Below are 21667 nucleotides of genomic sequence, written 5' to 3' on the forward strand. Positions count from 1 at the left end.
CCTAAGTGACGACATTAGCGGTTTCATGGACGGACGGGTACTGCAGGTTCGGTCAAGACTGCTGCCGGACAGGTTCCAGATTTTGCTTCCTTCGAGTTGTCTTTTAGAATCAGTCAAATTTCGTTTTGGAATCCCCCATGGCAGGCAGTCAGATCGAACGTGTTTTCAGCGTGCTGGAAAGCCTTACCGGTGAACCTCAAGGTTTGCCGATGCAGACCCTGGCCGAGCAACTGGACATTCCCAAGAGCGCGACCCACCGTCTGCTCGCCGAGCTGATTCGTCTGGGGTATGTGCGGCAGAATCCGCAAAACCTGCGTTATCACTTATCGACCAAACTGGTCGCCATGGGCTTTCGATACTTGTCCGGCAGTGGTGCGGACATTGTCCAGCCAGTGCTGGATAGGCTGGCCCGGGAGACCGGCGAGCTGGTGCGTCTGGGGGTGATCGAAGGCGAGCGCCAGACCTGGATCGCCAAATCCCAGGGAGCCCGTTCCGGCCTGCGTTACGACCCGGACATGGGGCGCGATGCGCCGCTGTTCTATACCGCTTCCGGGCATGCGTGGCTGGCCTGCATGAGCGATGCCGAAGCGTTGTCGCTGGTTGAGCGCCAGGCAATCGAGAAGCCCGAGGGCCTGGGGCCCAATGCGCCACGCTCCAACATCGAACTGCTGGAGCGGCTGCGCCTGGCGCGGGAGCAGGGCTATGCCTGGGTCGAGGAAAGTTCGGCGGTAGGCACGTCGGCGATTGCTGCGGTTATCCGTCATCCATTGCAGGGGCGAGTGATCGGCGTGCTCAGCATTGCCGGACCGAGCGCGCGGATGCCGGGAGCGCGACTGCATGAATTGGCACCGACGTTGTTGGCGTTTGCCCAAGAGCTTTCGGCAGCGAGTCAGGCGTCGGAGCTCTTTAGCTGATAGCGCTTGCCCCATCGATCCGGAAGTCGATAAAAAACCGTGCGCTGTTCGCACACTTTCAGTCGGTGTGACTATAAGAATCTGGAACCGGGTTCTAAATTATTGGAATTATCCCGCCAGAAGAGAACCTCGCCTTGACGTCGTCTATCAGCACCCCGCTCTGCGGCGTCAATCATCCTTTCAAAGGCATCCTGCTGGTGGTGGTCGCCACCTTTCTGTTTTCCAGCCATGACGCCTTGTCGAAGTACCTCTGCGGGTTTTATCCGGTCTTTATGGTGGTCTGGGCTCGCTACGTGATTCACACCTTGTTGATGGCCGGGATTTTTCTCCCGCAATCCGGGTTGCGCGTCCTGCGCACCAAACGGCCGTTGCTGCAGTTGATGCGGGCGTTGTGCTTATTGGGAACCAGCCTGCTGTTTACCGGTGCGCTGTTGTTCATCCCGTTGGCCGAAGCCACGGCTGTGAATTTTCTTGCACCGGTATTGGTGACGGCATTGTCGGTGCCACTGCTCGGTGAACAGGTGACGCGCGGGCAATGGCTGGCGGTGATTTGCGGGTTCATCGGGGTGTTGATCATCGTCCATCCCGGCGGCGAACTGTTCACGCCTGCGGTGTTGCTGCCGTTCTGCTCAGCGCTGTTTTTCTGCTTCTATCAATTGCTCACCCGCAAGCTCAGTGAAATCGATAGTCCGACCACCAGCAATTTTTTCGCCGGGCTCTGCAATACGTTGGTGATGAGTGCGCTGGTGCCGTTCTTTTGGCAAGTCCCAAGCGTGGGGCATGGGTTTTTGATGGTGGCGCTGGGGGCGTGTGGAATGACGGCGCATCTGTTTCTGACCCAGGCTTTCCGTCACGCCGCGCCCGCGTTGTTGGCGCCGTTCGGCTATTGCCAGATTGTCTTTGCAGGTTTGCTGGGCTGGTGGCTGTTTTCCCACACGCCGACCCTGACTACGGTGATCGGGATCGTGGTGATTTGCTGCAGCGGGTTGGCAGCGGCGTGGCAACAACGGCGTCGACAAGAGGAGGGCGGCAGGCCTGGAATCAGGCCTGCCGGGGGAAGGGAGTTTACGCGGTGACGGTAGGGATTTTGCGCGGTGCCATGAAGTACATCCAGGTCAGCGCGATGAAGTACATCGCCGGAATTATGGTGAACAGTACGGTGTAGTTGTTGTTGGTGACCGTCAGAATGTGGCCGACCAACTGGGTCATGAACATCCCGCCGATTGCCGCGCACATCCCGCCGAAGCCGAAAACCGTGCTCATCATGTGCTTGGGCGTGTAGTCCATTACCAGGCTCCAGATATTCGCGGTCCAGGCCTGGTGCGCACCGATGGCCAGGGAGATGGCGAACACCGCGAGCCACAGGTTGCTTGAGCCGGCGGCCATGACCACGCCGATAATGCAGCAGGCGAACAGGAACATGGACATCAATCGCGCCTTGATCGGGTTGATCCCGCGACCGATCAGGAACGAGGACAGAATCCCGCCGCCGACACTGCCGAAGTCAGCCGTGAGGTAGATGATGATCAGCGGGATACCCATCTGGGTCACGTTGATCCCCAGGTTGTATTGCTGATTGAGGAACGGCGGCAGCCAGTACAGGTAGAACCAGAACACCGGCGCGGTGATCGAGTAGGCGAGGGCGAAGGCCCAGGTGCCACGCATGCGCAGGATTCGCGAGAACGGTACGCGGGATTGTTCCGGCTCGACTTCCTTCTGGATGTAGTCCAGTTCCGATTGCTTGACGCTCGGATGATCTTCCGGGTTGAAGTACTTCAGACCCCAGAACAGCAACCAGATGCCGCCCAGTGCCGCCATGCACAGAAACGCGGCTTGCCAGCCCCAGGCGTGGAGGATCAGCGGCAGCAGCATCGGCGTGAACATCGCACCGACGTTGGTCCCGGCGTTGAAGATGCCGGTGGCCACGGCGCGCTCGCCAGCGGGGAACCACAACCGGGTGGTTTTCACGCAGGCCGGGTAATTCGCCGCCTCAGTCAGGCCGAGAATGAACCGGCAGACCATAAAGCCCACCGCCGAAGTGGCCAGCCCGTGAGCACCGGTGGCCAGGCTCCAGAGCAGCACCGCGCAGAAGAACACGCGTTTCACGCCGACCCGGTCGATCAACCGGCCCTGCAGCACAAAGCCGATGGCGTAGCCGACCTGAAACCAGAAGTTGATGTTGGCGTAGTCCATCGCCGTCCAGCTCATTTCCTTGGCCAGGATCGGTTGCATCACGCCCAGGGCGGCGCGGTCGATGTAGTTCAGGGTGGTGGCGAAAAATACCAGTGCCAGCATTCCCCAACGGGTTTTGCCGACGGCCATGGCGCCGCGGATTTTGTCGCCGATGCCGCCAGTGGCGACGCTTTGGGCCGAAGCCACGCGAGAGCTTTGAGAAGGAAACATGTATGCCATCCGTTCAATGACTGACAAGCGAGGCTTGTCGGGACTTCAAGGGCGCGTGATCAATCGATGGCGACGGGCGCGGGTGAGATTGATCGGCTGAGGTGTTCTCGTCAGGTGACGACAACGTTTTATTCAGCGAGCGGCACGGTTCGGCCGAGGGGGCGCAAGCTTCGGATGGATGCCAGGCGAGGTGCGAGGGCGGTGGAGCAAGCAAACAAGGCGTTGAATGAGCGCATGAGCGTGTACCCGTTTTTTGAAATTTTTATGTGGTGTTCAGGGTCTTTGGTAACCGAGTCCATGGGTCGTGACCGGACTCAATGTGTAGTCGATGTTGCGCAGTGGACGAAAAATCGTCAATTCGCCAACCGCCATTGTGTTCGATAATCGCCCGCAAAACTAACTGGGTAGTACACTTTGAATTGCTGTGTGGATTCGTCAAGCCAATAATTTACCCAACAAGAATGTCCCCACCACCGGGAGTCGACACATGCAGCGTTCCATTGCCACCGTTTCCTTGAGCGGTACCCTGCCGGAAAAACTTGAAGCCATCGCCGCCGCCGGTTTTGACGGGGTGGAAATTTTCGAAAACGACCTTCTCTACTACGACGGCAGCCCTCGGGAAATCAGGCAGATGTGCGCCGATCTCGGGATCGCCATCACGCTGTTTCAACCCTTTCGGGATTTCGAAGGTTGCCGCCGCGATCGCCTGCCGCGCAATCTGGAACGGGCCGAGCGCAAGTTCGATTTGATGCAGGAACTGGGCACCGACCTGGTGCTGGTGTGCAGCAACGCCTCGGCCGACTCCATCGGTGATGAGCAGATCCTGGTCGATGACTTGCGCCTGCTCGCCGAACGGGCCGGCGCTCGTGGTTTGCGGATCGGCTACGAAGCGCTGGCGTGGGGCCGACACGTGAACACGTATCAGCAGGTGTGGAAGATCGTGCGCCAGGCCGATCATCCGAGCCTCGGCGTATTGCTGGACAGTTTTCATACGTTGTCGCTCAAGGGCGATCCGAGCGCCATCGCCGAGATTCCCGGTGACAAAATCTTCTTCGTGCAAATGGCCGACGCGCCGATCCTGGCCATGGACGTGCTGGAGTGGAGCCGACATTTCCGTTGCTTCCCGGGCCAGGGCGAATTCGATCTGCCGGGCTTTCTCGCGCCGATCATCAAAAGTGGCTACACCGGCCCGCTGTCGCTGGAGATCTTCAACGACGGCTTCCGTGCCGCACCGCCACGGGCCAACGCCGCCGACGGTTTGCGTTCGTTGCTGTACCTGGAAGAGAAAACCCGGCAGCGTCTGGAGCAGGAATATACGCCAGCGGCCAATCGCGACATTCTGTTCGACACCCCAAGCGCCAGCGAATACAACGGCATCGAGTTTCTTGAGTTCGCCGTGGACGAAAGCCTCGGCGCCAAGCTGACCCATTGGCTGGAGCGGCTGGGTTTCGTCAAGGCCGGGCAGCACCGTTCCAAGAGTGTCAGCCTGTTGCGTCAGGGCGATATCAACCTGATCCTCAACTCCGAGCCTTATTCTTTCGCTCACAGTTTTTTCGAGTCCCATGGTCCGTCGCTGTGCGCCACCGCCGTGCGGGTCAAGGACAGCGCCAGTGCGCTGGCCCGTGCTGTGGCTTACAAAGGCCAGCCCTATCGCGGCCTCGTTGGCCCCAATGAGCTGGAACTGGCAGCGGTGCGAGCGCCGGACGGCAGTCTGATTTACCTGGTGGACCAGAACGCTGACGTCTACGGCACCGACTTCAACCTGCAACCGACGGCCGTGGCCAGCGGTGGCCTCAGGCGTATCGATCACATGGCGATGGCGCTGCCCGCCGACAGCCTCGACAGTTGGGTGCTGTTCTATAAAAGCCTGCTGGATTTCGAAGCCGACGATGAAGTGGTGCTGCCTGATCCGTATGGTTTGGTGAAGAGCCGCGCATTGCGCAGCCGTTGCAGTTCGATCCGCCTGCCGCTGAACATTTCCGAGAACCGCAACACCGCCATCTCACACGCGCTGTCGAGTTATCGCGGTTCCGGCGTGCATCACATCGCTTTCGATTGCGACGACATCTTTGCCGAAGTCAGCCGCGCCAAGGAGGCGGGCGTACCGCTGCTGGATATCCCGCTCAACTACTACGATGACCTCGCCGCGCGGTTCGATTTCGACGATGAGTTCCTCAGCGAACTGGCCTATTTCAACGTGCTTTACGACCGCGATGCTCAGGGCGGCGAGCTGTTTCATGTGTACACCGAGCCGTTCGAAGGGCGTTTCTTCTTTGAAATCATCCAGCGCAAAAATGGCTACGCGGGTTACGGCGCGGCCAACGTCGCGGTGCGACTGGCGGCGATGGCTAAATCGCGAAGTGGTGGCGTACGTCAGGCAAAGTTGTAGGAAAATCGTAAACACGGATACATAACTGCTGCCTCGCGGCTTCCTTCACTGTGCGCGGCAGCCCATAATCGCCAGCTTGTGCAGTGATGGCCGTGAGCCCGCAATGACAATAATTACAGAACTCTCCGTAGCGCCCGAAACGCCAATTGCCGAGCCTCGCAAGAGTCGCAAGAACAACCCGGAAAAGACCCGCGAGAACATTCTTCAAGAGGCCATTGTCGAGTTCGTTCAGCAGGGGCTTTCCGGTGCGCGCGTCGATGCAATTGCCGAACGCATCCACACCTCAAAACGCATGATCTATTACTACTTTGGCAGTAAGGAACAGCTCTACGTCGAGGTGCTGGAGAAACTCTACGGGGATATCCGCAGCACCGAGAACCGTCTGCACCTGGCCGAACTGGCGCCGGTGGAAGCGATTCGACGGTTGGTGGAGTTCACCTTCGATCATCATGATCGCAACGTCGATTTCGTGCGTATCGTCAGCATCGAGAACATTCACAACGCCGAGTATGTGAAGCGCTCCGATGCGATCAAGGCGATGAACAACACCATCCTCGATTCACTGGGCGAGATTTTGCGTCGCGGCTGCGAAGAAGGTGTATTCCGCACCGACCTCGATCCATTGGATGTGCATCTGCTGATCAGCTCGTTTTGCTTCTATCGCGTATCGAATCGTCATACCTTTGGTGAGATCTTTCAGATCGACTTGCCGGACGAAAGCATCAAGCAGCGTCATCGGGAGATGATTTGCGAGTCGGTTTTGCGATATCTGCAGGCCTGAGCTGTGGCGAGGGGGCTTGTCGGAACGCCGCATCGCCCCGTTGGGCTGCGAAGCAGCCCTCAATTTCCTCAACCATTCATGCTCTGAAAATGCGCCAGCATCCGCTGAGCATCCGGCACCACGCCGCTGAACAGTTCAAACGCCTTCACCGCCTGAAACACCGCCATGTTGCCGCCATCCAGAGTTCGGCAACCCAGCGCGCGAGCGTTGCGCAGCAGTTCGGTTTCCAGCGGGAAGTAGACGATCTCCGCAACCCACAACTGCGCCCGAAGCAGCTCTACCGGTACTGGCATGCCCGGCAGTTTTTTCATGCCCATCGGCGTGGTATTCACCAAGCCGTCTGCCTGACCCAACGTGCCTGGCAAGTCATGACCAGCCACGGCGCGACCAAAACCAAAATGCTGATTGAGGTTGTTCGCCAACGACTGAGCGCGACTTTGATCCACATCGAAAATGCTCAGCAGCTGTACGCCTTCGCTCAATAGCGCGTGGGCCACTGCCGCGCCTGCGCCACCAGCGCCCATTTGTACGACGCGCTCAAGAGCAACGCCCTGCAAGCCACGGCGAAAGCCTTCGGCAAAACCCAGGCAATCGGTGTTGTGGCCGATGCGTTTACCGTCCTTCAGTACCACCGTGTTCACCGCGCCAATACCGCGGGCTTCCGGCGACAATTCGTCCAGCAACGGAATGATCGTCTGCTTGCACGGGAAGGTGATGTTCAGCCCGGTGAAATTCATCCGTTCGGCGGCCATCAGCAGGTCGGGCAGGGCACTGCTGTCGAGCTTCAATTGATCCAGATCGATCAACCGATACAGGTAACGCAAACCCTGAGCGTCACCTTCATGCTCGTGCAGCGCGGGAGTGCGGGAAGCCTGGATGCCGGCACCGATCAGCCCGGCCAATACCACGGTGTTCTGTGTCATGACGCTTAACCTTCCAAACGATGGCTGAAATGCTCCAGCGCCAAACGATAGCCGTGGCTGCCGAAACCGCACATGACCGCAGTGGCGATGGACGAAACAAAGGAGTGATGCCGGAAGGGTTCACGGGCATGGACGTTGGACAGATGCACTTCGATCACCGGCAGTTCGCTGGCGACCAGGGCGTCACGAATGGCGACCGAGGTGTGAGTCCAGGCGGCCGGGTTGATGACGATCCCGGCGCAGCGGCCACGGGCGGCGTGAATCCAGTCGAGCAGTTCGCCTTCATGGTTGGTCTGGCGAAACTCCACTGTCAGGCCGAACTCTTCGGCAGCGCGACCGCACAGCGCTGAAATGTCCGCCAGGGTTTCGTGGCCGTAAGTCGCCGGTTCACGGGTGCCCAGCAGGTTCAGGTTCGGGCCGTTGAGCACCAGAACGATAGGGGACATCGGGTCTCTCCACATATTATTTTTGGCATTGGCCGAGGGTTTCAGCCTGTGAGGAGAAATTGTACTAACTGGTTAATAAGGTCAATTGAAGAGGACGTCGGACCTGGATTATTTGGGCGGTGATCGGACATGCGCAAAAAGATCGCAGCCTTCGGCAGCTCCTGCAGGTGCGATCTTTTCAGCGAGGCAGATGCTCAACCAGAAAATCGATAAACGCTCTTAGCCGCAACGGCACATGGCGGCTTTGCGGATACAGCAGAGTGAAAGGGCGGGAGCGTCCGCCATAGGGCTTGAGCACTTCCACCAGCGAACCGTCCGCCAGTTCCTTTTCGACGATGAAGCGATAGGTTTGAAAGATTCCGGCACCGCTTTTTGCCAGCGTCACGCCGCCCAATACGTCATCGGAACAGCAGTAGTTGCCCTCGGCAAGAATCTCCAGCGACATATCGTTGTCGTTGAACAGCCAGGCAATCCGCCGTCCACTGCTGGGCAGTTCGTACTGGATGCATTCGTGCTGAGCCAAGTCATCCAGGGTCTGCGGGGTGCCGGCGCGCTTCAGGTAATCAGGGCTGGCAATCATCACCAGCGCGGCGTCCTCCAACGGCCGTGCAATCAGCCCGGAGTCGGGAATGGCCCGCACACGGATTGCCATGTCATAGCCTTCGCCGACGAAATCGATGTTGCGATTGCTGATGTGTGCCTCGACTTTCACGGCGGGAAAGCGCGTCCGAAACGCAGGCAGCAAGGGCAGGATTCGATGATGGGCATAGGTCGTGGGAATGCTGATGCGCAAAGTGCCAGAAGGTTCTTGCTGCTGCCCCATCACCTCGCGCTGGGCCTCGACCAGTTGTGCGAGAGCCTCGCGACATTCCTCGAAGTAACGCCGGCCACTGTCGGTCAGCTTGACGCTGCGGGTGGTACGCGCAAACAGCCGCACGCCCAAGCGTTCTTCCATGCGCGACACCGAGCGACTGACCGCGGCCGGCGTCACACCCGCCACTAGAGCTGCTGCGGTAAAGCTGCCGGCTTCGGCGGCCAGGCAAAACAGTTCGATGCTGCCTAATTGAAGATCGTCGAAATGTCGCTGCATGATTGATTACACCGGGAATCAAATGAAGTGTTTGAAGGCTATGTTTATCAAATGAGGGCACATAAATACAGGGTGTTTCACCTGCCAGTGCCGAGTTCAGCACCGGCCAGGCGATGCGGCGCTTTGATCGCCCACAAAAAAGCCGTCCAGTGGACGGCTGATTTGTATATGGAGGCTGCGATCAACGACGGGTCAACAACACCCCGGATTCCATGTGATGGGTCCACGGAAACTGGTCGAACATCGCGCATTGGGTAATGCGGTGGGTGTCGTGCAGTTGGGCGATGTTTGCCGCGAGGGTTTCCGGGTTGCAGGAAATGTAGAGGATATTGTCGAAGCGTCGGGTCAGTTCGCAAGTGTCCGGGTCCATGCCGGCGCGGGGCGGGTCGACGAACACGCTACCGAATTCGTAGCTCTTGAGGTCGATGCCGTGCAGGCGGCGGAACGGACGAACTTCGTTCAGTGCTTCGGTCAGTTCTTCGGCAGACAAACGCACCAGCGTGACGTTATCCACTGCGTTTTCGCTCAGGTTGCTGAGCGCTGCATTGACCGAGGTCTTGCTGATTTCGGTGGCCAGCACTTTGCGCACGCGGGTCGCAAGCGGCAGGGTGAAGTTGCCGTTACCGCAATACAGCTCCAGCAAATCGTCGGAGCGATCGCCGAGGGCGTCATACGCCCAGTTGAGCATCTTCTGGTTCACCGTGCCGTTGGGTTGGGTGAACGCGCCTTCCGGCTGGCGATAGCTGAAGGTGCGGCCGCCTACTTCGAGTTTCTCGACCACGTAATCGTGACCGATCACTTCGCGTTTGCCTTTCGAGCGACCGATGATGCTGACATTCAGGTCGGCTGCCAGTTTCGACGCCGCTGCGTGCCAGTGCTCGTCCAGCGGGCGGTGATAGCACAGAGTAATCATCGCATCGCCAGCCAGGGTGGTGAGGAACTCCACCTGAAACAACTTGTGGCTCAGGGCCGCACTCGCTTGCCACGCCGCCTTGAGTTGCGGCATCAACTGGTTGATGCGCAGGCTTGCGATCGGGAATTCTTCGATCAGGATCGGCGTGCGTTTGTCTTCCTGGGAAAACATTGCGTAGTGGCGCTCACCGGCTTCGCGCCACAGGCGGAACTCGGCACGCAGGCGAAAGTTTTTCAGCGGCGAATCGAACACCGCAGGTTCGGGTGCATCGAACGGAGCCAGCAGATCACGCAGGCGCGTGACCTTTTCTTCGAGCTGAACGGCGTAGGCCTGGGAATCAAAAGTCATGCGTTGAACCAACCCAACTTGATCACGAACAGAATCGACAGAATCACCAGCGCCGAATTCAACTCACGGCCGCGACCGGACAGCAACTTGATGGCTGTCCAGGAGATGAAACCGAAGGCGATGCCGTTGGCGATGGAATAAGTGAATGGCATGGCCAGGGCGGTGACCACGACCGGTGCGGCGACGGTGATGTCGTCCCAGTCTATTTCCGCCAGGCCGGATGTCATCAGTACGGCGACGAACAGCAACGCAGGTGCGGTGGCGAAGGCTGGAACGCTGGCCGCCAATGGCGAGAAGAACAGCGCCAGCAGGAACAGAATAGCGACCACGATGGCGGTCAGGCCGGTGCGGCCACCGGCACTCACGCCGGCTGCGGATTCGATGTAACTGGTGGTGGTCGACGTACCCAGCAAGGAACCGGCCATGGCCGCGGTGCTGTCGGCGATCAGGGCGCGGCCCATTTTCGGCATGTGGCCGTCCTTGCCCATCAGGCCGGCGCGCTTGGCGACGCCGATCAGGGTGCCGGAGTTGTCGAACAGGTCGACGAACAGGAAGGCGAAGATCACGCTGACCAGACCGATGTCCAGAGCACCTTTGATGTCCAGTTGCAGGAAGGTCGGCGCCAGCGACGGCGGCATCGACATCACGCCACCGAACGGGGTGAAGCCCAACAGGATGGAGACAATGGTCACCGACAGAATGCCGATCAGCACAGCACCGCGCACTTTCAGGGCTTCGAGGGCAACGATCAGGGCAAAACCAAGGGTCGCGAGAATCGGTGCCGGTTGCTTCAAGTCGCCGAGGCCGACCATGGTCGCCGGGTTGCTGACCACGATGCCGGCGTTGTGCAGGGCGATCAGGGCCAGGAACAGGCCGATACCGGCGGCAATCGCCGAGCGTAGCGCCAGCGGGATGCTGTTGATGATCCATTCACGGATGCGGAAGATCGACAGCAGGAAAAACATCACCGCCGAGATGAACACCGCGCCCAACGCCACTTGCCAGGTGTGGCCCATGTGCAGGACCACGGTGTAGGTGAAGAAGGCATTCAGGCCCATGCCCGGCGCGAGGGCGATCGGGTAGTTGGCGATCAGGCCCATGGTCGCCGAGCCGATGGCGGCTGCCAGACAGGTGGCGACAAACACCGCACCTTTGTCCATGCCGGTCTCGCCGAGGATGCTCGGGTTGACGAACAGAATGTAGGCCATGGCCAAAAAAGTCGTAACGCCCGCCAGAATCTCGGTCCGCACGTTGGTGTTGTGTGCCTTGAGTTGAAACAGCCTTTCCAGCATGTCTGCTCCCCGTGGCGCGCCCGGCGCCGTGAATGTATCGACCTCAACAGCAAAGCACAGGCCGCTGCAGGCGCCTGGGTATTTTCTGTGGGTCGGAAAAAGCCGCGCATCATACCAGCAGCGTGGGGCTATGGCTGCTTATGGCTGCGATCGTCGTCGATGTTTTGCACAAAAGGGAACTGCGCCATACTGCGCGCTGTTTTTTTGGGGGAGGGAGGGGGGTAGATATGTATTGCATTAATAAGCGTGTGATTGCGGCATTTGGATTGCTGCTCAGCTGTTTCATCGGAGCGCAAACAGCCTCTGCAGCCATGGCTCAACCGTTGAGCCAGGTGAAGGTGCTCAAGGTCGAATCGCCATCCTGTGGATTTGAAAGTATTGCGGACGGCCAGGCGCAAACCCGTTGCGACCACAAAGGGCCAAACATCAAGGTGTATGTGCTGGAGGTCGGCTACGGCCGTGCAGCCCATGTCGCACTGGACGGTTTCGAGGTGGACGGCACCCGCACCCCTGTCTGTGCTTTTGATACCGGCAACCTGACCGAGTGCTCCGCCGGGAAAAAAACCGTCGGCTATCTGTACATCTTCAACCTGGCAGGCAAGCAGGACGGCACCTTCACGTTCAGCAACACCTCGATCAATGCTCCCGGCAACACGATGTCGACGCAGCTTTACATCAAGTAACGGCTGGCCTCGAACAAGGGTCAGGAAAGCTGACTACGCTTTAAAGATTATCCTGTGGACCGCGCCCATGACCTTTAGAGCCCTGATTACCCTCGCCGAGGGCATCGACGATCTGCAAACCGTGACCCTGATCGATGTGCTGCGCCGCGCCAAGGTTGAAGTGGTGGTGGCCAGCATCGAGGCGCGGCGCATGCTCACCTGCGCTCGCGGCACGCGCTTGACCGCCGATGCGATGTTGGTGGATTTACTCGCCCAACCCTTCGACCTTATCGTGCTGCCTGGCGGTGCCGTAGGGGCGCAGCATTTGGCGGCCCACCAACCCTTGCAACAATTGATCAAGGACCAGGCCGCCGCCGGGCGCCTGTTCGCCGGTATTGCCGAATCTCCGGCACTGGCGCTGCAAACCTTTGGCGTTTTGCGCCAGCGGCGCATGACTTGCCTGCCCACGGTCAGCAATCAACTGTCGGGTTGCAACTTCATCGATCAACCGGTGGTGGTCGATGGCAACTGCATCACTGCTCAGGGTTCAGGCGCCGCGTTGGAGTTTGCGCTGACGCTGGTGGAGCAACTCTGCGGCAAAGCCACGCGGTCGACGGTGGCGGGGGAGTTGGTGGTCTAGTGAATGTCAGGCGTGGATAGCAATCGGTTCGATGAAGGGTTGCTCACGCTGCTCCGCTTGCCAGAGATCGTAGTCGATCTGGCCCCCTAACCACATCCGGGCCTTACCGATTCCAGCCCGCTCCAGACGTACCGCCAGGTCCGGACTGATGGGCGCATGGCCGTGCAGCACTCGCGAAAGATGCGGGCGGGCGAATCCAAGGTGCCTGGCCAGTTCGGTGACGCTGACACCAAGCTCGGGCAATACATCCATCAAGAGTGTTTCGCCAGGGTGTGGCGGGTTGTGCATGGGCATGGTCCTGCCTCCTGTCAGTGGTAATCCAGATAGTCGACCAGTTCGATATCCGAACCAATAAAACGAAAAATAACCCGCCAGTTCCCCGAAATGCTGAGTGACCAATATTCGATCAGATCGCCCTTGAGCGGATGTAATCGCCATCCCGGAAGGTCGAGGTCGTCGGGGGCCACTGCGCGATCCATGAACTGCAGCATGCGAGCCAGACGTTTCGCATGATCTGCTCGAATCCCACGAGTCGAACCGGTTTCGTAGAAGCCACGAAGGCCTTTGTGCTGAAAGGATTTGATCATGCTCGAAGTGTAAGGCGATACATTACACTTGAAGCACTATCTATGTATTGCACTTGGTCGGAGAATTTATGCTTTGTGCTGATTTCCAGTCTTTTGGAAGCAGGTAGGGGACTTCCGTATCCTGAGCTACATCAGGCCCTGACTTCTTCCACAGGCACATGCATTCGGTCGCGGTTGGCCAGGGTCGGGAACAGTTTGATCCAGGCCCCGGTCACCATCAGCGTGCCGATGCCACCCATAACCACTGCCGGCACGGTACCGAACCAGTGGGCCGTCAGGCCTGATTCGAACTCGCCGAGCTGATTCGAAGCGCCGATGAACAAGCCATTCACAGCGCTGACCCGGCCGCGCATCTCGTCCGGGGTTTCCAGTTGCACGAATGAGGCGCGGATCACCATGCTGATCATGTCCGCTGCGCCCAATACCACCAGCACGGCGAGAGAGAACCAGAACGAAGTCGACAGGCCGAAAGCGATGGTCGCCACGCCGAATACACCCACGGCCGTGAACATCACCCGCCCGACGTTTCGCTCTACGGCAAATCGCGCCAGAAACAGCGACATCAGCAGCGCACCGACTGCAGGGGCCGAACGCAGCAGGCCCAGCCCCCACGGGCCAGTCAGCAGAATGTCTTTGGCGAACACCGGCAGCAACGCGGTCGCGCCGCCCAGCAGGACGGCAAACAGATCCAGGGAAATCGCCCCGAGAATGTCCGGGCGACTGCGAATGAAGCGGATACCCGCCAGCAGCGAATCCAGGGTGGCCTTGCCCTTGTTCAGCGGTGTCTGCCGGGCCGGAAGGTTGAGCATCAACGCACAGGCGATGAGGTAAAGGATCACTGTCGGGCCATACACCCAGACGCTGCCGAAGGCGTAGAGCAAGCCGCCGAGGGCCGGGGCGACGATGGTGGCCGATTGTTGCGCAGACTGCGCAGCGGCAACGGCGCGGGGGAATAACGCGCTGGGCACGATGCTCGGCAGCAAGGCCTGAGTCGTCGGCATTTCGAAAGACCGGGCGGCGCCGAGCAGGAACGCAAGGATGAAGATCATCTCCCGGGTGACCTGGTCGGTCGCGCTGCCGATGGCCAGTGACAGGGCGATCAGCGCTTGCAAGAACTGACAGATCGCCGCGACCTTGCGCCGGTCATAGCGGTCCGCGACATGCCCGGTGTGCAGCATGAACAACACTCGAGGGGCAAATTCCACCAGCCCCACCAGGCCCAGATCGAGCACATTGCCCGTCAGTTGATACAGATTCCAGCCAATGGCCACGGTCAACATCTGAAAACCGCTGGCGGTAAATACCCGAGCCAGCCAGAACGCGATAAACGGGCGGTGATGACGTAACAGCAGGGGCGCTTGGCTGGGCATCTGAAGGCAGGTCTGGGCGAGGGGAAGGGCGAGATTATCACCAACCTGTAACCAGAAGTTGCAGGGCTGAGAAATTTAGTTAGCTAGACACCGATCTACAGAGCATACGAAATCCCTGTGGCGAGGGGGCTTGCCCCCGTTGGGCTGCGAAGCGGCCCCAGACCTTTACGACTGCTGCGCAGCCGAACGGGGGCAAGCCCCCTCGCCACAGTTAGTTCACCCATCTAAAAATGTATTGCAATGCATGACCAACCCCATGAGGCAAGCTGTCACGCGGCAAAAGACCACACCGTCCATCGGCAAAAATGCGACTACTCTTTCAACGTTGCTTGATCCAGATCAAGACCCTTCGTGGAATTGATCCGGCGGCCAGATGGCCAGACTCCCTACGTTTGTGATGATGGTACAAAAAGAACGAATTCGAATTCGCCACACTCCATATCCGTGGGGGCAGTGGGTGTAGGCCGCAAGCCTTCAGCCGGTATTACCTGACAGAGGAAGACTTATGTTCGGTTTGGAGGCACTTGATCTCGCCCGGATTCAGTTCGCGTTCACCATTTCGTTTCACATCCTGTTCCCGGCCATCACCATTGGCCTGGCGAGTTACCTGGCGGTGCTCGAAGGCCTGTGGCTGAAGACGCACAACGACACTTACCGCGATCTGTACCATTTCTGGTCGAAGATCTTTGCCGTCAACTTCGGCATGGGCGTAGTTTCCGGTTTGGTCATGGCCTATCAGTTCGGCACCAACTGGAGCCGTTTCTCGGACTTCGCCGGTTCGGTGACCGGGCCGTTGCTGACCTATGAAGTGCTCACCGCCTTCTTCCTCGAAGCCGGTTTCCTCGGCGTCATGCTGTTCGGCTGGAACAAGGTCGGGCGCAAGCTGCACTTCTTCGCTACCGTCATGGTGGCCATCGGCACCCTTATTTCTACCTTCTGGATTCTGGCCTCCAACAGCTGGATGCAGACCCCGCAAGGCTACGAGATCGTCAACGGCCAGGTCATTCCAGTGGACTGGCTGGCGATTATCTTCAACCCGTCGTTCCCCTACCGCCTGATGCACATGGCCACGGCGGCGTTCGTTGCGACCGCGTTCTTCGTAGGCTCGTCGGCGGCCTGGCACTTGCTGCGCGGCAAGGACAACCCGGCCATCCGCACCATGCTCTCGATGGCGATGTGGATGGCACTGATCGTTGCCCCGATTCAGGCGGTTATCGGTGACTTCCATGGCCTCAATACCCTCAAGCATCAGCCGGCGAAAATCGCTGCGATCGAAGGCCACTGGGAAAACCACGGCGACGAACCGACGCCGCTGATTCTGTTCGGCTGGCCGGACATGAAAGCCGAGAAGACCAAATTCGCGGTAGAAATTCCGTACCTCGGCAGCCTGATCCTGACCCACACCCTGGACAAACAGGTCCCTGCGCTCAAGGAATTCCCGCCTGAAGACCGGCCGAATTCGACCATCGTGTTCTGGTCGTTCCGGATCATGGTCGGTCTGGGCATGCTGATGATCTTCACCGGTATGTGGAGCCTGTGGCTGCGCAAGCGCGACAAGCTGTATACCTCACGTCCATTCTTGTACCTGGCGCTGTGGATGGGGCCGTCCGGCCTGATCGCGATCCTCGCCGGCTGGTTCACCACTGAAATCGGCCGTCAGCCGTGGGTGGTTTATGGGCTGATGCGCACGGCGGATGCATCCTCCGGGCATAGCTTCGTGCAGATGAGCATCACCTTGATCATGTTCGTTGTGGTGTATTTCGCACTGTTCGGTGCCGGTCTTGGCTACATGATGCGTCTGGTGCGCAAAGGGCCGAAGATCGACGAAGGCAAGGAAACCAACGAAGGCGGTCCTGGCCAGAAACGCACACCAGCCCGTCCGCTGTCCGCAGCCGATGACGATGGCACCGAAGCTGATAACAGCCCCAGCCTGACCAAGGAGATTTGAATCATGGGTATTGATCTTCCGCTGATCTGGGCCGTGATCATCATCTTCGGCATCATGATGTATGTGGTCATGGACGGCTTCGACCTGGGAATCGGCATTCTCTTCCCGTTCATCAAGGGCAAAAGCGATCGTGACGTCATGATGAACACCGTCGCTCCGGTCTGGGACGGCAACGAAACCTGGTTGGTATTGGGTGGCGCGGCATTGTTCGGCGCTTTCCCGCTGGCCTATTCGGTGGTGCTCTCGGCGCTGTACCTGCCGCTGATTTTTATGCTGATCGGGTTGATTTTCCGCGGTGTGGCCTTCGAGTTCCGCTTCAAGGCCAAGGATGACAAGCGTCACCTCTGGGACAAGGCCTTCATCGGTGGCTCGATCGCCGCAACGTTCTTCCAGGGCGTGGCATTGGGTGCGTTCATCGATGGGCTGCCGGTGGTCAACCGTCAGTTCGCCGGCGGTTCACTCGACTGGCTGACACCGTTCACGATGTTCTGCGGTGCGGCGTTGGTGGTGGCTTATGCGCTGCTCGGTTGCACGTGGCTGATCATGAAGACCGAAGGCAAGCTGCAGGAGCAGATGCATGATCTGGCGCGCCCGTTGGCCTTCGTGTTGCTGGCGGTGATTGGCATTGTCAGCATCTGGACGCCGTTGGCCCATGCCGAGATCGCCGCGCGTTGGTTCACTCTACCGAATCTGTTCTGGTTCTTGCCGGTACCGATTCTGGTGCTGGTGACCCTGTACGGTCTGATTCGCGCGGTGGCCCGCAATGCGCACTACACGCCATTCCTGCTGACCCTGGTGCTGATCTTCCTCGGCTACAGCGGTCTGGGTATCAGCCTGTGGCCGAACATCGTGCCGCCGTCGATCTCGATCTGGGACGCCGCCGCACCGCCGCAAAGCCAGGGCTTCATGCTGGTGGGCACGCTGTTCATCATCCCGTTCATCCTGGGCTACACCTTCTGGAGCTACTACGTGTTCCGCGGCAAGGTCACCCACGAAGATGGTTACCACTAGCCGACTACGGCGCAGGATTGATACCTGCGCCGTTGCAGAGGAGAAAGCGATGAAGGCTGGAAAACCTGATTTGCAGGAAATCGAAGCTGCCGAGAAAAAGCCGCTCTGGCAGCGACTCGGCTGGCTGGCGATGATCTGGACCGGCAGCGTCGTGGCACTGTTCATCGTGGCCACGCTAATGCGGATGTTCATGAATGCCGCGGGCCTGAGTACCCACTGAACTTCCCATCCCGTTGCCTTGCGGCACGGATTTATAACCCTCCTGCGATGGAGGGTTTTTTTTTGTCCGTGATTATTTGCGTGCTTTGAGAATCACGAACTTGGGTGTGGCCGCGACTTGCTCGACGCCGCGGAACAACCGCGCCAGCTTGCTGTGATAACCCAGGTGACGATTGCCGACGATGTACAGCGCGCCGCCCACCACCAACGATTCACGCGCCTGCTGGAACATCCGCCAGGCCAGGAAATCGCCGACTACTTGCTGTTGGTGAAACGGCGGATTGCACAGCACCACGTCCAGGGATTGAGGTTCCTGCTCTGCCAGACCATCGCCGGCCCGCACGATCACGTCACGATCGCCCAGCGCCGCGCGCCAGTTTTCAGCGGCCGATTGCACCGCCATGAACGATTCGTCCACCAGCGTGTAGTGCGCCTCAGGGTTTTGCAGGGCACTGGTAATCGCCAGCACGCCGTTGCCACACCCCAGATCGGCAACCCGTGCTGCGCCGAGGTTCTTCGGCAAGTGCGCCAAAAAGGCCCGCGTGCCGATATCCAGCCCTTCGCGGCAGAACACATTGGCGTGATTGAGCAGTTCGATCGCAGGGGCGTCGAGTCGATAGCGGGTCGGGTAGGGGGAGGTCGCGGGCGCTTTGTCTTGGGGCGTGGCGATCAGCAGCCGAGCCTTCTTGACGGCCAACGAGGCTTGCACCGGGCCGATATAGCGCTCCAGCAGATCGCCCGCAGCGCGTGGCAAATGCTTCACCATCGCGGCAGCAATCACTTGAGCGCCAGGAGCCAGTTGCCCTTGTAGCCGGATCAGTTGCTCTTCCAGCAGGGCCAGGGTTTTCGGTACCCGGATCAATACCCGGTCAAACGGCCCGACGAATATTTCGCTGGCAGGCACCTTCGGCACTGCATCAAACGTCTGGCCATTGCGTATCAGGTTCTTTTCCAGCCCCTGAAACGCCAGAAACGAATCGCCGCTGCTGGTCACCCGAACCATGCCCGCCAGGCTGGCGGCCAAAGCGCCGAAGCTGTCGTTGAGCACCAGCACGCGGGTATCGGCTGCCGGTTGTTGCCCGGCCAGATGAGTGAGCAGGTATTCGTCTGCGGCATCAAAGGCTTGCAACGGTTCGTTCGGCTGTTCTGGCTGGCGGATCAGATCGAGTTGAGCGAAGGGGGTTTCGAGCAGAGGCATGAGACGGGGGGCTCTGGGTAATCAACGGAGGATAATCAACGAGTGGCCCGCCGCGCAGAGGCTTGTAACGGGCGAGCCATTCCGAGTGGACTACGTCGTGGAATTTCACACGGCATCACTCAGGACTGGATCACAGATGGTACGGTTTTTTCGCTTGGATTACTCGCGGGGATTAGCGGATTCAAACAGATTCAGATGACGCCCACTCTCGCGGCTCTGATCACTGCCGCAATTTTGTTGTTTACGCCGAATTTTCGGATGGCGCCGCGTATATGGAACTGTACCGTGCTTGGACTGAGGTTGAGGATGATCGCGACCTCGTCTGCCGTCTTGCCATCGGCTGAGTATTTCAACACCTCGATTTCCCGGGATGATAAATGCACTGTGCCTGGTTTTGAGGGCGCAGGCAGTTCTTTCGCCACAAGCCCATGCAAGTGACGGCTAATGAACAACGCGTAGCCCAGATTTTTATACAGATCATGCGTCGTAATCGGACAATGGCTTCTGGCCAGGCTCAGCATGCTGCAAAGCCCGTTCTCATCATGAACGGATTGGGACCAGCCATAGCGCAACCCTTGCTGTTTTTGTGCTTGCCGCAGTGTTGGTGTCTTGCAGAAGATTTCTTCCTGCCAAAGAATCGGTAATTCGGAATGATTGCAATGGGCTAGTATCGGGTCGACTTCACTGAAGTGCTCTTGTTCATATTTTGTGTTCCATTCGGTGGGATAATTATTCAGATTGATCGTATGGCGGCGTATCCCCCTTACTTGGGATGTTATTGAAAATGCACAGAAATTAAAGCCAAGATTTTTAACAAGACTGAGAGAAATCTCGTACGCGGTCTCTATTTTCTGAGCGTAAGAAAGCTGCGTTAACTGTGACTCCTTCCACACTTTCATTGGGTAGCTCCATTGCGGCCTTACTGTCGTTGGTGCTGATTGGATCCGATATCCGGCACGTCACGATTGTAGGAGAATTCCTACATGTGTGGTGGATTTTTTTGCTCTTAAAAAAAATATGCAACTGCATAAACCAGTTCTTAGCTTACTAACGGATCAACAGGAATCAACTGCATATCATATTTGTATTTCTACTGTTTGGTGAGGTGAGGCAAAAGCCATTACAAATCACCGGTGTTTATACCTTCTGCTTTGCGGGACACTGGCGTTATCTGTTGAATGGAGCGACCCAATGACTGCCAGTGCAGAGAAATTCACACGCCAGACACTGCTCGACGTCCAGCCGTTGACTCCAAACCTGTTTACCCTGCGAACCACCCGGGATTCTGGCTTTCGTTTTCGCGCAGGGCAATTCGCCCGGCTGGGCGTGACCAAGGCCGACGGCAGTACGGTTTGGCGGGCTTATTCCATGGTCTCGTCCCCCTATGACGAGTTCCTGGAGTTTTTCTCCATTGTCGTACCGGGAGGGGAGTTCACCAGTGAACTGAGCCGGCTGGAAGTCGGCGATACGCTGCTCGTCGACCGGCAGGCCTTTGGCTATCTGACGCTGGATCGCTTCGTCGATGGCCGTGACCTCTGGTTGTTATCCACAGGCACGGGGCTGGCGCCGTTTCTGTCGATCCTGCAGGACTTCGAGGTGTGGGAGAAGTTCGAACGAATCATCCTGGTCTACAGCGTGCGCGAAGCGCGGGAGCTGGCGTATCAGGAGCTGATCGCAGGGCTCGCCCAGCGCGATTATCTGGCCGAATACGCGCACAAGCTGCAGTTCATTGCCACCGTCACCCGCGAGCAGCATCCGGGGGCCCTGAATGGGCGGATCACGACACTCATGGAAAGTGGCGAGCTAGAGCGCACGGCCGGTGTAGCGCTGACAGCCGAGCATTCGCGGGTGATGCTCTGCGGTAATCCACAGATGATCGATGACACGCGCAAGTTGCTCAAACAACGAGACATGCACCTGAGTCTCAGTCGACGACCCGGCCAGGTGGCAGTGGAAAACTACTGGTAAACAAACGGCGCCCTGAAGGCGCCGTTACTTGGGGCAATCAGTCATCAGGGCTGATTGTTCTGAGCCTTGAGCAGATCGCGAATCTCTTCCAGCAGCTCTTCTTCCTTGGTCGGAACCGGCGGCAGGGTGGGCGCAACGGCCTCTTCACGTTTCAGGCGGTTGATGGCCTTGACGCCCATGAAGATCGCGAAGGCAACGATGATGAAGTCGATCAGGCTCTGGATGAACTTACCGTAGGCCAGCATCACCGCCGGGACATCACCGTTGGCAGCCTTGAGCGTAATGGCCAGGTCACTGAAGTCCACCCCACCGATCAGCAAGCCGATTGGCGGCATCACCACGTCGCCGACAAATGACGAAACGATTTTGCCGAAGGCGGCGCCGATGATGATACCCACGGCCATGTCGACCACATTACCTTTGACCGCGAAGGCCTTGAACTCACTTATCACGCCCATAGGTTATTTCCTTGTTACAGATGAGGTTGGTGAGCGCAGTGTAAATCAGCAAAACGGCTGGCGCTCGAAACACTGCCTTACAATGCTCGCTCTTATCGACACATCTT

Annotated in this window: 22 protein-coding genes; 10 read left to right on the plus strand and 12 right to left on the minus strand. The window is 58.6% G+C overall.

The annotated features are described in order from the left end of the window. Window positions 1-137: 137 nt before the first annotated feature. Window positions 138-914, plus strand: coding sequence for an IclR family transcriptional regulator (locus ACZ9IM_RS22485; protein ID WP_476225000.1), 777 nt, complete (start codon window positions 138-140; stop codon window positions 912-914). A gap of 134 nt (window positions 915-1048) precedes the next feature. Beyond that, window positions 1049-1990 carry a DMT family transporter gene (locus tag ACZ9IM_RS22490; protein WP_476225001.1) on the plus strand — a complete coding sequence of 314 codons (942 nt, stop codon included), beginning with the start codon at window positions 1049-1051 and terminating at the stop codon, window positions 1988-1990. On the opposite strand, the gene ACZ9IM_RS22495 is transcribed toward ACZ9IM_RS22490, so the two are convergent. Further along, entirely contained in the window at window positions 1980-3317 is a 1338-nt protein-coding gene (locus ACZ9IM_RS22495) for an MFS transporter (RefSeq protein WP_476225002.1), read from the minus strand. The genes ACZ9IM_RS22490 and ACZ9IM_RS22495 overlap by 11 nt on opposite strands. Window positions 3318-3804: 487 nt before the next feature. Here ACZ9IM_RS22495 and quiC point away from each other — a divergent pair, with 487 nt between their 5' ends. Further along, window positions 3805-5706 carry a 3-dehydroshikimate dehydratase QuiC gene (gene quiC, locus ACZ9IM_RS22500; protein ID WP_476225003.1) on the plus strand — a complete coding sequence of 634 codons (1902 nt, stop codon included), beginning with the start codon at window positions 3805-3807 and terminating at the stop codon, window positions 5704-5706. Window positions 5707-5809: 103 nt separating this feature from the next. Beyond that, entirely contained in the window at window positions 5810-6487 is a 678-nt protein-coding gene (locus ACZ9IM_RS22505; RefSeq protein ID WP_476225004.1) for a TetR/AcrR family transcriptional regulator, read from the plus strand. 68 nt (window positions 6488-6555) lie between these two features. Here ACZ9IM_RS22505 and ACZ9IM_RS22510 read toward each other — a convergent pair whose 3' ends face one another. From ACZ9IM_RS22510 to ACZ9IM_RS22530, 5 genes are all read right to left on the minus strand, one after another. Then, on the minus strand, window positions 6556-7410 hold the full coding sequence (locus ACZ9IM_RS22510) for a shikimate dehydrogenase (RefSeq protein ID WP_008070017.1): 855 nt from the start codon (window positions 7408-7410) through the stop codon (window positions 6556-6558). Between the two features lie 5 nt (window positions 7411-7415). Further along, entirely contained in the window at window positions 7416-7856 is a 441-nt protein-coding gene (gene aroQ / locus ACZ9IM_RS22515; RefSeq protein ID WP_008070016.1) for a type II 3-dehydroquinate dehydratase, read from the minus strand. 178 nt (window positions 7857-8034) lie between these two features. Beyond that, entirely contained in the window at window positions 8035-8946 is a 912-nt protein-coding gene (locus ACZ9IM_RS22520; protein ID WP_476225005.1) for a LysR family transcriptional regulator, read from the minus strand. Between the two features lie 181 nt (window positions 8947-9127). Further along, a complete protein-coding gene (gene trmA, locus ACZ9IM_RS22525; protein ID WP_008070012.1) occupies window positions 9128-10207 on the minus strand; it encodes a tRNA (uridine(54)-C5)-methyltransferase TrmA in 1080 nt (359 codons plus the stop codon). Next, on the minus strand, window positions 10204-11499 hold the full coding sequence (locus ACZ9IM_RS22530; RefSeq protein ID WP_007895297.1) for an NCS2 family permease: 1296 nt from the start codon (window positions 11497-11499) through the stop codon (window positions 10204-10206). Before ACZ9IM_RS22530 ends, trmA begins: the two co-directional genes overlap by 4 nt. 227 nt (window positions 11500-11726) lie before the next feature. Here ACZ9IM_RS22530 and ACZ9IM_RS22535 point away from each other — a divergent pair, with 227 nt between their 5' ends. Together ACZ9IM_RS22535 and ACZ9IM_RS22540 are read left to right on the plus strand one after the other, a co-directional pair. Then, window positions 11727-12182, plus strand: a complete 456-nt coding sequence (locus ACZ9IM_RS22535) for a DUF4879 domain-containing protein (protein ID WP_427626818.1) — start codon at window positions 11727-11729, stop codon at window positions 12180-12182. Window positions 12183-12249: 67 nt separating this feature from the next. Further along, window positions 12250-12801, plus strand: a complete 552-nt coding sequence (locus tag ACZ9IM_RS22540; RefSeq protein WP_008070008.1) for a DJ-1 family glyoxalase III — start codon at window positions 12250-12252, stop codon at window positions 12799-12801. Between the two features lie 6 nt (window positions 12802-12807). On the opposite strand, the gene ACZ9IM_RS22545 is transcribed toward ACZ9IM_RS22540, so the two are convergent. From ACZ9IM_RS22545 to ACZ9IM_RS22555, 3 genes are all read right to left on the minus strand, one after another. Then, window positions 12808-13095: a HigA family addiction module antitoxin gene (locus tag ACZ9IM_RS22545; protein ID WP_476225006.1), complete on the minus strand. Its 288-nt coding sequence runs from the start codon at window positions 13093-13095 to the stop codon at window positions 12808-12810. 14 nt (window positions 13096-13109) lie between these two features. Then, on the minus strand, window positions 13110-13388 hold the full coding sequence (locus ACZ9IM_RS22550) for a type II toxin-antitoxin system RelE/ParE family toxin (protein WP_192345368.1): 279 nt from the start codon (window positions 13386-13388) through the stop codon (window positions 13110-13112). A gap of 131 nt (window positions 13389-13519) precedes the next feature. Next, a complete protein-coding gene (locus tag ACZ9IM_RS22555; RefSeq protein ID WP_476225007.1) occupies window positions 13520-14758 on the minus strand; it encodes an MFS transporter in 1239 nt (412 codons plus the stop codon). A gap of 505 nt (window positions 14759-15263) precedes the next feature. Here ACZ9IM_RS22555 and ACZ9IM_RS22560 point away from each other — a divergent pair. The 3 genes from ACZ9IM_RS22560 to ACZ9IM_RS22570 are packed head-to-tail and all read left to right on the plus strand — an operon-like array spanning window position 15264 to window position 17937. Then, on the plus strand, window positions 15264-16706 hold the full coding sequence (locus ACZ9IM_RS22560; RefSeq protein ID WP_427626784.1) for a cytochrome ubiquinol oxidase subunit I: 1443 nt from the start codon (window positions 15264-15266) through the stop codon (window positions 16704-16706). Between the two features lie 3 nt (window positions 16707-16709). Continuing rightward, window positions 16710-17717 carry a cytochrome d ubiquinol oxidase subunit II gene (cydB, locus tag ACZ9IM_RS22565; RefSeq protein WP_007895284.1) on the plus strand — a complete coding sequence of 336 codons (1008 nt, stop codon included), beginning with the start codon at window positions 16710-16712 and terminating at the stop codon, window positions 17715-17717. A 49-nt stretch (window positions 17718-17766) separates the two neighbouring features. Continuing rightward, a complete protein-coding gene (locus ACZ9IM_RS22570; RefSeq protein ID WP_476225008.1) occupies window positions 17767-17937 on the plus strand; it encodes a DUF2474 domain-containing protein in 171 nt (56 codons plus the stop codon). 72 nt (window positions 17938-18009) lie between these two features. Here ACZ9IM_RS22570 and ACZ9IM_RS22575 read toward each other — a convergent pair whose 3' ends face one another. After that, a complete protein-coding gene (locus ACZ9IM_RS22575) occupies window positions 18010-19134 on the minus strand; it encodes a methyltransferase (RefSeq protein ID WP_476225009.1) in 1125 nt (374 codons plus the stop codon). 191 nt (window positions 19135-19325) lie between these two features. Further along, entirely contained in the window at window positions 19326-20033 is a 708-nt protein-coding gene (locus ACZ9IM_RS22580) for an autoinducer binding domain-containing protein (protein ID WP_476225010.1), read from the minus strand. Between the two features lie 292 nt (window positions 20034-20325). On the opposite strand from ACZ9IM_RS22580, the gene ACZ9IM_RS22585 reads away from it, so the two are divergent. Next, window positions 20326-21102 carry a ferredoxin--NADP reductase gene (locus ACZ9IM_RS22585; protein WP_476225011.1) on the plus strand — a complete coding sequence of 259 codons (777 nt, stop codon included), beginning with the start codon at window positions 20326-20328 and terminating at the stop codon, window positions 21100-21102. Window positions 21103-21146: 44 nt separating this feature from the next. On the opposite strand, the gene mscL is transcribed toward ACZ9IM_RS22585, so the two are convergent. Then, complete coding sequence (gene mscL / locus ACZ9IM_RS22590; RefSeq protein ID WP_007895273.1) at window positions 21147-21560, minus strand: large-conductance mechanosensitive channel protein MscL; 414 nt, start codon at window positions 21558-21560, stop codon at window positions 21147-21149. Between the last annotated feature and the right edge of the window lie 107 nt (window positions 21561-21667).

Source organism: Pseudomonas sp. TE12508 (genome assembly GCF_056279485.1).

Bases quoted from the DNA above. Each gene is read 5' to 3' on its own strand.
- ACZ9IM_RS22560 (WP_427626784.1), top strand. From the start codon at position 15,264: ATGTTCGGTTTGGAGGCACTTGATCTCGCCCGGATTCAGTTCGCGTTC.
- mscL (WP_007895273.1), bottom strand. From the start codon at position 21,560: ATGGGCGTGATAAGTGAGTTCAAGGCCTTCGCGGTCAAAGGTAATGTG.
- trmA (WP_008070012.1), bottom strand. From the start codon at position 10,207: ATGACTTTTGATTCCCAGGCCTACGCCGTTCAGCTCGAAGAAAAGGTC.
- quiC (WP_476225003.1), top strand. From the start codon at position 3,805: ATGCAGCGTTCCATTGCCACCGTTTCCTTGAGCGGTACCCTGCCGGAA.
- ACZ9IM_RS22485 (WP_476225000.1), top strand. From the start codon at position 138: ATGGCAGGCAGTCAGATCGAACGTGTTTTCAGCGTGCTGGAAAGCCTT.
- ACZ9IM_RS22510 (WP_008070017.1), bottom strand. From the start codon at position 7,410: ATGACACAGAACACCGTGGTATTGGCCGGGCTGATCGGTGCCGGCATC.
- ACZ9IM_RS22545 (WP_476225006.1), bottom strand. From the start codon at position 13,095: ATGCCCATGCACAACCCGCCACACCCTGGCGAAACACTCTTGATGGAT.
- ACZ9IM_RS22580 (WP_476225010.1), bottom strand. From the start codon at position 20,033: ATGAAAGTGTGGAAGGAGTCACAGTTAACGCAGCTTTCTTACGCTCAG.
- ACZ9IM_RS22535 (WP_427626818.1), top strand. From the start codon at position 11,727: ATGTATTGCATTAATAAGCGTGTGATTGCGGCATTTGGATTGCTGCTC.
- ACZ9IM_RS22530 (WP_007895297.1), bottom strand. From the start codon at position 11,499: ATGCTGGAAAGGCTGTTTCAACTCAAGGCACACAACACCAACGTGCGG.
- ACZ9IM_RS22570 (WP_476225008.1), top strand. From the start codon at position 17,767: ATGAAGGCTGGAAAACCTGATTTGCAGGAAATCGAAGCTGCCGAGAAA.
- ACZ9IM_RS22550 (WP_192345368.1), bottom strand. From the start codon at position 13,388: ATGATCAAATCCTTTCAGCACAAAGGCCTTCGTGGCTTCTACGAAACC.
- ACZ9IM_RS22495 (WP_476225002.1), bottom strand. From the start codon at position 3,317: ATGTTTCCTTCTCAAAGCTCTCGCGTGGCTTCGGCCCAAAGCGTCGCC.
- ACZ9IM_RS22585 (WP_476225011.1), top strand. From the start codon at position 20,326: ATGACTGCCAGTGCAGAGAAATTCACACGCCAGACACTGCTCGACGTC.
- cydB (WP_007895284.1), top strand. From the start codon at position 16,710: ATGGGTATTGATCTTCCGCTGATCTGGGCCGTGATCATCATCTTCGGC.
- ACZ9IM_RS22520 (WP_476225005.1), bottom strand. From the start codon at position 8,946: ATGCAGCGACATTTCGACGATCTTCAATTAGGCAGCATCGAACTGTTT.
- aroQ (WP_008070016.1), bottom strand. From the start codon at position 7,856: ATGTCCCCTATCGTTCTGGTGCTCAACGGCCCGAACCTGAACCTGCTG.
- ACZ9IM_RS22575 (WP_476225009.1), bottom strand. From the start codon at position 19,134: ATGCCTCTGCTCGAAACCCCCTTCGCTCAACTCGATCTGATCCGCCAG.
- ACZ9IM_RS22555 (WP_476225007.1), bottom strand. From the start codon at position 14,758: ATGCCCAGCCAAGCGCCCCTGCTGTTACGTCATCACCGCCCGTTTATC.
- ACZ9IM_RS22505 (WP_476225004.1), top strand. From the start codon at position 5,810: ATGACAATAATTACAGAACTCTCCGTAGCGCCCGAAACGCCAATTGCC.
- ACZ9IM_RS22540 (WP_008070008.1), top strand. From the start codon at position 12,250: ATGACCTTTAGAGCCCTGATTACCCTCGCCGAGGGCATCGACGATCTG.